The sequence below is a fragment of the Nitrosospira multiformis genome (assembly GCF_003050865.1).
In the GTDB taxonomy this organism is placed as follows: Bacteria; Pseudomonadota; Gammaproteobacteria; order Burkholderiales; family Nitrosomonadaceae; genus Nitrosospira; species Nitrosospira multiformis_E.
This window is the reverse complement of sequence record NZ_QAOK01000049.1, coordinates 1-6951: the sequence shown is the minus strand read 5'-3', so window position 1 is coordinate 6951 and position 6951 is coordinate 1. Positions and strand designations below refer to the sequence as shown.

The following is a 6951-nucleotide window of genomic DNA, read 5'->3' as shown; positions in this document are numbered from 1 at the left end:
AAGCAGAAGCAAACTATTATCAGCAATTGGTCCAAAAGGCCACGGTAGAAGTTTAACTTAAACCAAAAAGCCTCCACGAAAACCGGGGCGATTCACTTTATGGTTAATCGAACCGGATTCAATTAATGTCGTTTCAATATTAGCGGTATTAAAAAGGGGAATGGTTGAAAGGTGACATGGCTTGAAGAAGAGGCAGCAATTGGAGCAATTGGAACTGACGGCGTACGATGAGACTCAGAATTTATTTTGCGCATGCAAAAATCACGGATTCGATCATTGCCCAGCAAATATGATGAGTTGCATTATGGGGTGCAAACCAGCCACGAAATCCCTGCGACCATAAACGCAACTACTCTGGCCTCTGACTTAACGGTGACCTCCTATGCAGCAATCAACTCCTCCGCACCGCGTGAAGAGTGTTGAGTGTTTTTAGGGAATTTATGTCCACTCAGGCTAGCGGAGGTCTCGTGCTGATGAGCATTGCGCTGCTCGCGCTTGTAATCGCGAACTCCCCAGCCGCACCGGTATACTTCGGAGTATTAGGGTCGCACGTGTTGGGCCTATCGGTGCTGCACTGGATCAACGACGCGTTGATGTCGCTGTTTTTCTTGCTTGTCGGCCTCGAAATCAAGCGTGAATTTCTGGAGGGTCAGCTCAAGACCTGGCCTGACCGATTGCTGCCCGGGGTTGCGGCCTTGGGCGGCATGCTCGTACCGGCCTTGATCTATATTGCTTTCAACTGGTCGACTCCCGAGACTTTGCGGGGATGGGCGATGATGAAGATACCCCACGCTCCCGTGGCCTTGAGGGTGGGAAGCGCTGATTTAAGGAGTGGGCGGGGAAACACGAAAACGAGGGAACCCCGGAGGGTGCGTGCTATCTTGATCTGTACGGACAAATGGCGTACAATAAAACTGTAACCGTGAATCCATCCCAGCGAGGCCTCCATGCTGAACACGTCCGAAACCCACGACAAGCCGCGCAATGCGCGCCTGGAGGCGCGCGTCTCCAGCGACCAAAAGGATTTCTTCCAGCGGGCCGCCACGCTGACGGGGCGCACCTTGAGCGAACTCGTCATCGACAGCACCCAGGAAGCGGCGGCGAAGATCGTGCAGGAGCACGAAGTCATCCGCCTGTCCCGGGAGGAACAGATCGCCTTTGTCAGCGCCTTGTTGACGCCTGCCGAGCCGGGCGCGCGTCTGAAGAAGGCGGTCCAGAGCTACCTTCAGAAGGCAGGGCCGTGATTGGCCCTCGCACTTCTCCCGGAACACGTCTGTCCGCTTGAAAAGGCGCATGACCGCAAGTCCTTCGACTGCGGCAACGAAGACCTGAATCGCTATCTGCGCGAGCAGGCGCGGCAAGACGCCGAAAAGCGCGTCGCCGCGCCTTTCGTCTTCACGCAGCCGGGTAGCCCAAGAGTGCTCGGTTTCTACACCCTCTCAGCATCCATCATCCCGGTTGATGAGCTGCCACCGGACCTGATGAAGCGGCTTCCGCGCTACGGGCAACTGCCGGTCACGTTGCTCGGCAGGCTGGCGGTGGACCGCTCGGTCGGCGGCCAGGGTGTCGGGGAATTCCTGCTTGTGGACGCCCTGCGCCGCAGCCTGGAAGCCGCGCAGCAGATCGCGGCCATGGCGGTGATCGTGGATGCGAAGGACGAGCGCGCCGAGAGCTTCTATCGTCATTTCGACTTCCAGCCGTTCCAGCAAACCCCGTTGCGTCTGTTCCTGCCGATGGGGCAGATCGCAAAACTGTTCGCTTAGCGGTTTCCCATAATGAACACCGCATGCCTCGGGTCGTTCCCCTCATTTCCGATTGACCCTGCCAATGCGGCTCGCGTAGGCTGGTCCGACTGCGCTTCCTGCAAAGTAGCCATCAAGTACAACTCCAATAAGGGCGCAAATTGAACGCAAAACCCTTCAGAAAGAAGGGTAGGGGTTATCTGGCAGGTCAGCGCTGAAATGGCCGTTTAAATGCGTCTACAAGAGCGCAGAGCGCATTTCTGCCTCAATCCCAGGGGAATATCCCTGCGATTTAATCGCTCCAGAGGGCTTAAAAAGCTTTTCTTTCAACCCCTAACCCGCAGCAGGATGAATACGAATTGAAGCTTTGCGCAGGGTCAAGGCTGGCACAGCCAGCGAAGCGGCCCCTGGCCTTGATGCTGCCAGCAAAGCTGGCAGACGCTATGGCTGTGGGTGCAGGGGATCAGGGTTTGGCCGTAGCCTCCCCTGCACCCCTGCCCGTGGCGAACGCGGGGTGTGGGGCAGCGCTCCGGTTTGCTGCTAAGAAGCTCATCAGTATCCTGATAAGATATGCTTCTCCTAATTTTTCCAGGAGAGAGTTGCATGAATTTGGTCAATTTGGTCTTTAATCGATACGCGATTGCTTATCTCGCTATGCTGGCTCTTTCAGGATGCGCTTCGTTCGAATCTGTGAAGGTATATGACGGCAAGATAAAAAACGGAAAGGAGGTTGCTACAATTGTTGGGCAGTACAGGAAATCTTGGAATAACAGCGTCGACCTATTTGTAAGTAGGGTTGACGGAAAGAAAACACCAGATGTTTGGATAGGATTTCCATATGTGGTTCAGGTTGATCCTGGAACCCATGATCTGGAGATAGCTGGGTTTTACGGAAATCTTCACCATCCAACCCTTCCCAAAATCACAGTTCTCGTTGAAGCAGGCAAGGTCTATCAGATAGATTCTCAGCTCAGGAGGGCCTCAGAAAGAGGTTCGCCTCTTCCCTAGCGTTTGGATATGTCCGCGGGCTCTGTTGCAAAAAATAAGAAGCGAGGTGCATCATTGTGTTTTTCGGGACAGCTCTCAATGTCCGATTTCAAATGGCGTCATTTCCGTGGGGAGATGATTCCGGGTTGTGTCAGGTGGTATTGCAAATACGGGATCAGCTATCGTGATCTGGCGGAAATGATGCTGGAACGTGGTCTTGAGGTGGATCACACGACGCTCTACCGTTGGGTTCAGCATTACGCGCCGGAAATGGAAAAGCGCCTGAGGTGGCATTGGAAACCTTCCATGGGCTACAGTTGGCGAGTGGATGAAACCCACGTAAAAGTAAAAGGGGAATGGACTTATCTCTACCGGGCACTTGATAGAAAAGGCCATATGATTGATTTCTATCTCTCCGCTACTCGCAATACCCAGGCTGCCAAACGTTTTCTGGGCAAAGCCCTGAAATCCATGAAACCTTGGGCCCACCCCGGTACTATCAATACGGACAAGGCTTCCCCTTACAGCGCTGCCATTACCGAATTAAAAGCGGAAGGAAAGTGTCTGCCAGATACCGTGCACCGGCAGGTCAAATACTTGAACAATATTATCGAAGCTGATCATGGCAAGCTCAAACGCTTGATAAACCCGGTGCAGGGCTTTAAATCGATGAAAACAGCCTGCGCCACCATCAAAGGTTTCGAGCTTATGCAGATGTTCAAGAAAGGACAGCTGGACATTTGGAAATTGGGCCAAGGCCTCACAGGAGAAATCTGGCTCATTGAAAGGCAATTCGGTATCTACAGGACATAATCAATCAGATCACACGCCTCGTTTTCTGGTTTGTCCTTTTTTTGCAACAGAGCCAATTACATCACCTAGTTTAAATAATAGACTGTTCATTACGTTAAACGCCACCTTGCCGGAGGATACCATGACTCTCAGTCAATGCTTCAGAGCCCGCCATCTCATCCTGGCCGCAGTCCTAACCACCAGCCTTGGCCTAGTCAATGTTGCAAATGCCCAGCAACAGTCGTTCCTTGTTGACCTCAGCAGCAGGACAGCAACCCCCCTTGGCACTCTGGGCGCTACGTTCACTACCGCCACTACCCCCTTAGGCATCAATGATGCTGGGCAGGTGGTAGGATTGTCTTACACAGCTAATAATGTGCAGCGTGCTTTCATCACCGGTCCCGGTGGAATGGGTATGAGGGATATCGGTACTTTAGAGGGTGAGCGCGGGTACAGCACCGCTGAGGACATAAACGATGCGGGGCAAGTGGTGGGGTCATCCAGCTTTGGTGGGTTTGGTGTTCGCGCCTTTATCACCGGTCCTGGTGGGACCGGTATGAGGGACCTTGGTACTTTATCTGAGAATGAGCATCTAAGTCATGCTTATGGCATTAATCGTGCTGGGCAGGTGGTGGGGATATCTACCCAAGGTGGTTTTGCTAGTCATGCCTTCATCACCGGCTCTGATGGAGTCGGTATGAGGGATCTTGGAATTACTTTACTTGGGGAGGATAGTAAAGTGACGGGCATCAATGATGTCGGGCAAGTGATAGGGAATTCTCATTCTGGGACTTCTTATGCGACTCGTGCCTTCATCACCGGTCCCGATGGAATGGGAATGATAGACCTTGGCACTTTGGGCGGGGATGAAACCAAGGCTTGGGGCATCAATGATGTCGGGCAGGTGGCAGGATACTCCACCACGGCCTCAGGTGCTTCGCACGCCTTCATCACCGGCCCCAACGGCGTGGGCATGACCGATCTTGGGACGCTGGGTGGATGGAGCAGTTACGCCCATGGCATCAATGACGCTGGCCAAGTGGTGGGGCAGTCCGTGATGAAGTGGCCCTACCCGGATGCAGGTACTGGTCTTCATGCTTTTATCACCGGCTCCAATGGGGTGGGCATGACAGACCTCAATTCGCTGGTTGAGTTGCCAGCCGGAGTTGTTCTAACGGATGCCGTCGACATCAATAACGCGGGACAGGTCTTAGTGAATGCTACGACTGCTGTGCCTGCTATCCCTGAACCTCAATCCTATGCTTTGCTGCTCGCAGGCCTGACCCTGTTCGGATTTATGGCAGCTCGAAATGGAAAAGTTCTTGATTCGCGCCAGTGAATGTCAATTTGAAGTACACCACAACCTGACAAATCTGCCTGACACTTTTCCTGTCATTTTGTGTCAATCTAGAGTTAAAAATTATATTGATTGACGCTCACTCATGAAGGTCATAGACTCTACCTTGACATTTATAGCAGGGAAGAACCATGACCAATCAGAGAATCGGGCTCTGTTGCAAAAAATAAGAAGCCAGGTGCACCATTGTATTTTTCAGGACAGATCCTCAAATGTCAGATTTTAAGTAGCGTCATTTCCTGGGGAGATGATTCTGGGTTGTGTCAGGTGGTATTGCAAATACGGAATCAGCTATCGTGATTTGGCGGAAATGATGCTGGAACGTGGTCTTGATGTAGATCATACGACGCTCTACCGTTGGGTTCAGCATTATGCGCCCGAAATGGAAAAGCGCCTGAGGTGGCATTGGAAACCTTCCATGGGCTACAGTTGGCGGGTGGATGAAACCTACGTCAAAGTAAAAGGGGAGTGGACGTATCTCTACCGGGCACTTGATAAAAAAGGCCATACGATTGATTTCTATCTCTCCCCAACGCGCAATACCCAGGCCGCCAAACGGTTCTTGGGCAAAGCCCTGAAATCCATGAAACCCCTGAGCGCACCCCGATGCTATCAATACCGACAAGGCTTCCCCTTACAGCGCTGCCATTACCGAATTAAAAGTGGAAAGAAAGTGTCTGCCAGATACCGTGCACCGGCAGGTCAAATACTTGAACAATATTATCGAAGCTGAGCATGGCAAGCTCCGGATGTTCAAGAAAGGACAGCTGGACATTTGGAAATTGGGCCAAGGCCTCACAGGAGAAATCTGGCTCATTGAAAGGCAATTCGGTATCTACAGGACATAATCAATCGGATTACACGCATAGTTTTCTGGTTTGTCCTTTTTTTGCAACAGAGCCAAAAAATTTCATCCAAAAATGTGCACTTTCGGAGGAGGATTACCGAATTTCCCGCGTGAAAAAAGAGGGCTGGCGGAAAGGCAGGAAATGACCACGGCAATCTTTTTTGACACATCACGGCTCCAAAAGGATCGGTGAATTAATAGACACGCCAGTAAGCTGGCTTACGCCGTAGTCTCATTAGATGGATGCGTTCAATAAATTGCCTTCCCTCGGTCTCTCCCTCTACCACATGGGACAGTTCTCCGTGTTGCCTGGAAGCCTTGCTGCCCCACCGGCGCATAAGAACCCAATCCCCTAGCAAGTCACGAACAAGCTCAACCTCATACCAACGCTGCGCCGTTTCCCAGCGTGCACGCGCAACCATTCGTTAACCCTTTTGTGAGTTTTCGTCCAAGCTGCCTCTTTATGTTTATGCAGTCTCGGGGATTACACGTATTTCAAGATGCAGACCGGCCGCAGCAGCCATGTTTACCAGGGCATCAAGGGAAAACAAATTGATTTTGCCGCGCATCAAATCAGAAATACGCGGCTGTGTGACACCAAACAGCTTGGCAGCTTCAGCCTGGCTGATGTTGTTGCGGAGCAAATGATTTTTCAGAGCCAGCATTAGAGACGAACGAAGCTTCATGTTTTCTGCTTCTTCGGGAGTATCTTCAATAGCGTCCCATACGCTGGTAAATCGCTCGTTACTCATTGGGCTAACCTCAACTCCTGTAAAAGGTCACGATAGCGTTTCTCGGCCAAATCGATATCTGCTTTACTGGTTTTTGGTGTCTTCTTCTGAAAGCAGTGAAGCACATAGACGGTATTGGCGAATTTTGCGACATAAATCACTCGGAAAGCGCCGGATTCGTCCCAAATGCGGATCTCTCGTACGCCTTGACCGATAGTGTTCATTGGCTTCCAATGGTCTGGATCACTACCATATTGCACTAAATGGAGCTGGAAACCCGCCTCACGGCGGACAGAAGTAGGGAAGGCCCTTAAATCATTTTCCATCCCAAGGTTTAAACCACCGGCTTTAGCCGGTCAGCTTTAGCTGCGAAAATAATAAGCTGCACGAAGGGAGGTGCGGCATGGATTATAGATAGGGCAGTCATACAGTTTTTCAAATTGAATACCATTTTGTATGGGTAACGAAGTACCGGTACAAGGTTTTGCAGGGAGA

The 6951-nt window shown here is 51.5% G+C and carries 9 protein-coding genes and 2 pseudogenes; 8 read left to right on the top strand and 3 right to left on the bottom strand.

Going from position 1 to position 6951, the window contains the following annotated elements; genetic code table 11:
- Nucleotides 1-440 precede the first annotated feature (440 nt).
- The 7 genes and pseudogenes from C8R21_RS14830 (at nt 441) to C8R21_RS14795 (ending at nt 5726) form a co-directional block, all read left to right on the top strand.
- Entirely contained in the window at nt 441-920 is a 480-nt protein-coding gene (locus C8R21_RS14830) for a Na+/H+ antiporter NhaA (protein WP_107763389.1), read from the top strand.
- 27 nt (nt 921-947) lie between these two features.
- Complete coding sequence (locus C8R21_RS14825) at nt 948-1244, top strand: type II toxin-antitoxin system TacA family antitoxin (RefSeq protein ID WP_107763388.1); 297 nt, start codon at nt 948-950, stop codon at nt 1242-1244.
- Complete coding sequence (locus tag C8R21_RS14820) at nt 1245-1763, top strand: GNAT family N-acetyltransferase (RefSeq protein WP_107763387.1); 519 nt, start codon at nt 1245-1247, stop codon at nt 1761-1763.
- A gap of 582 nt (nt 1764-2345) precedes the next feature.
- A complete protein-coding gene (locus tag C8R21_RS14810; protein WP_107763385.1) occupies nt 2346-2750 on the top strand; it encodes a hypothetical protein in 405 nt (134 codons plus the stop codon).
- A gap of 78 nt (nt 2751-2828) precedes the next feature.
- A complete protein-coding gene (locus C8R21_RS14805; RefSeq protein ID WP_107763390.1) occupies nt 2829-3542 on the top strand; it encodes an IS6 family transposase in 714 nt (237 codons plus the stop codon).
- A gap of 121 nt (nt 3543-3663) precedes the next feature.
- The gene (locus C8R21_RS14800; protein WP_107763384.1) at nt 3664-4860 is read left to right on the top strand and encodes a PEP-CTERM sorting domain-containing protein; all 1197 of its coding nucleotides are present in this window, start codon (nt 3664-3666) and stop codon (nt 4858-4860) included.
- Between the two features lie 230 nt (nt 4861-5090).
- Nucleotides 5091-5726, top strand: a pseudogene (locus C8R21_RS14795) (IS6 family transposase).
- A gap of 193 nt (nt 5727-5919) precedes the next feature.
- On the opposite strand, the gene C8R21_RS14790 reads toward C8R21_RS14795, so the two are convergent.
- Genes C8R21_RS14790 through C8R21_RS14780 form a run of 3 tightly spaced genes read right to left on the bottom strand, consistent with a single transcriptional unit; the run spans nt 5920 to nt 6782 of the window.
- Nucleotides 5920-6147, bottom strand: a complete 228-nt coding sequence (locus tag C8R21_RS14790) for a hypothetical protein (RefSeq protein WP_107763383.1) — start codon at nt 6145-6147, stop codon at nt 5920-5922.
- 45 nt (nt 6148-6192) lie between these two features.
- The gene (locus tag C8R21_RS14785) at nt 6193-6477 is read right to left on the bottom strand and encodes a helix-turn-helix domain-containing protein (RefSeq protein WP_107763382.1); all 285 of its coding nucleotides are present in this window, start codon (nt 6475-6477) and stop codon (nt 6193-6195) included.
- Nucleotides 6474-6782 carry a type II toxin-antitoxin system RelE/ParE family toxin gene (locus tag C8R21_RS14780; RefSeq protein WP_107763381.1) on the bottom strand — a complete coding sequence of 103 codons (309 nt, stop codon included), beginning with the start codon at nt 6780-6782 and terminating at the stop codon, nt 6474-6476. Before C8R21_RS14780 ends, C8R21_RS14785 begins: the two co-directional genes overlap by 4 nt.
- A gap of 77 nt (nt 6783-6859) precedes the next feature.
- Here C8R21_RS14780 and C8R21_RS14775 point away from each other — a divergent pair.
- Nucleotides 6860-6951 (top strand): annotated as a pseudogene (locus C8R21_RS14775) (transposase); the annotation flags it as partial.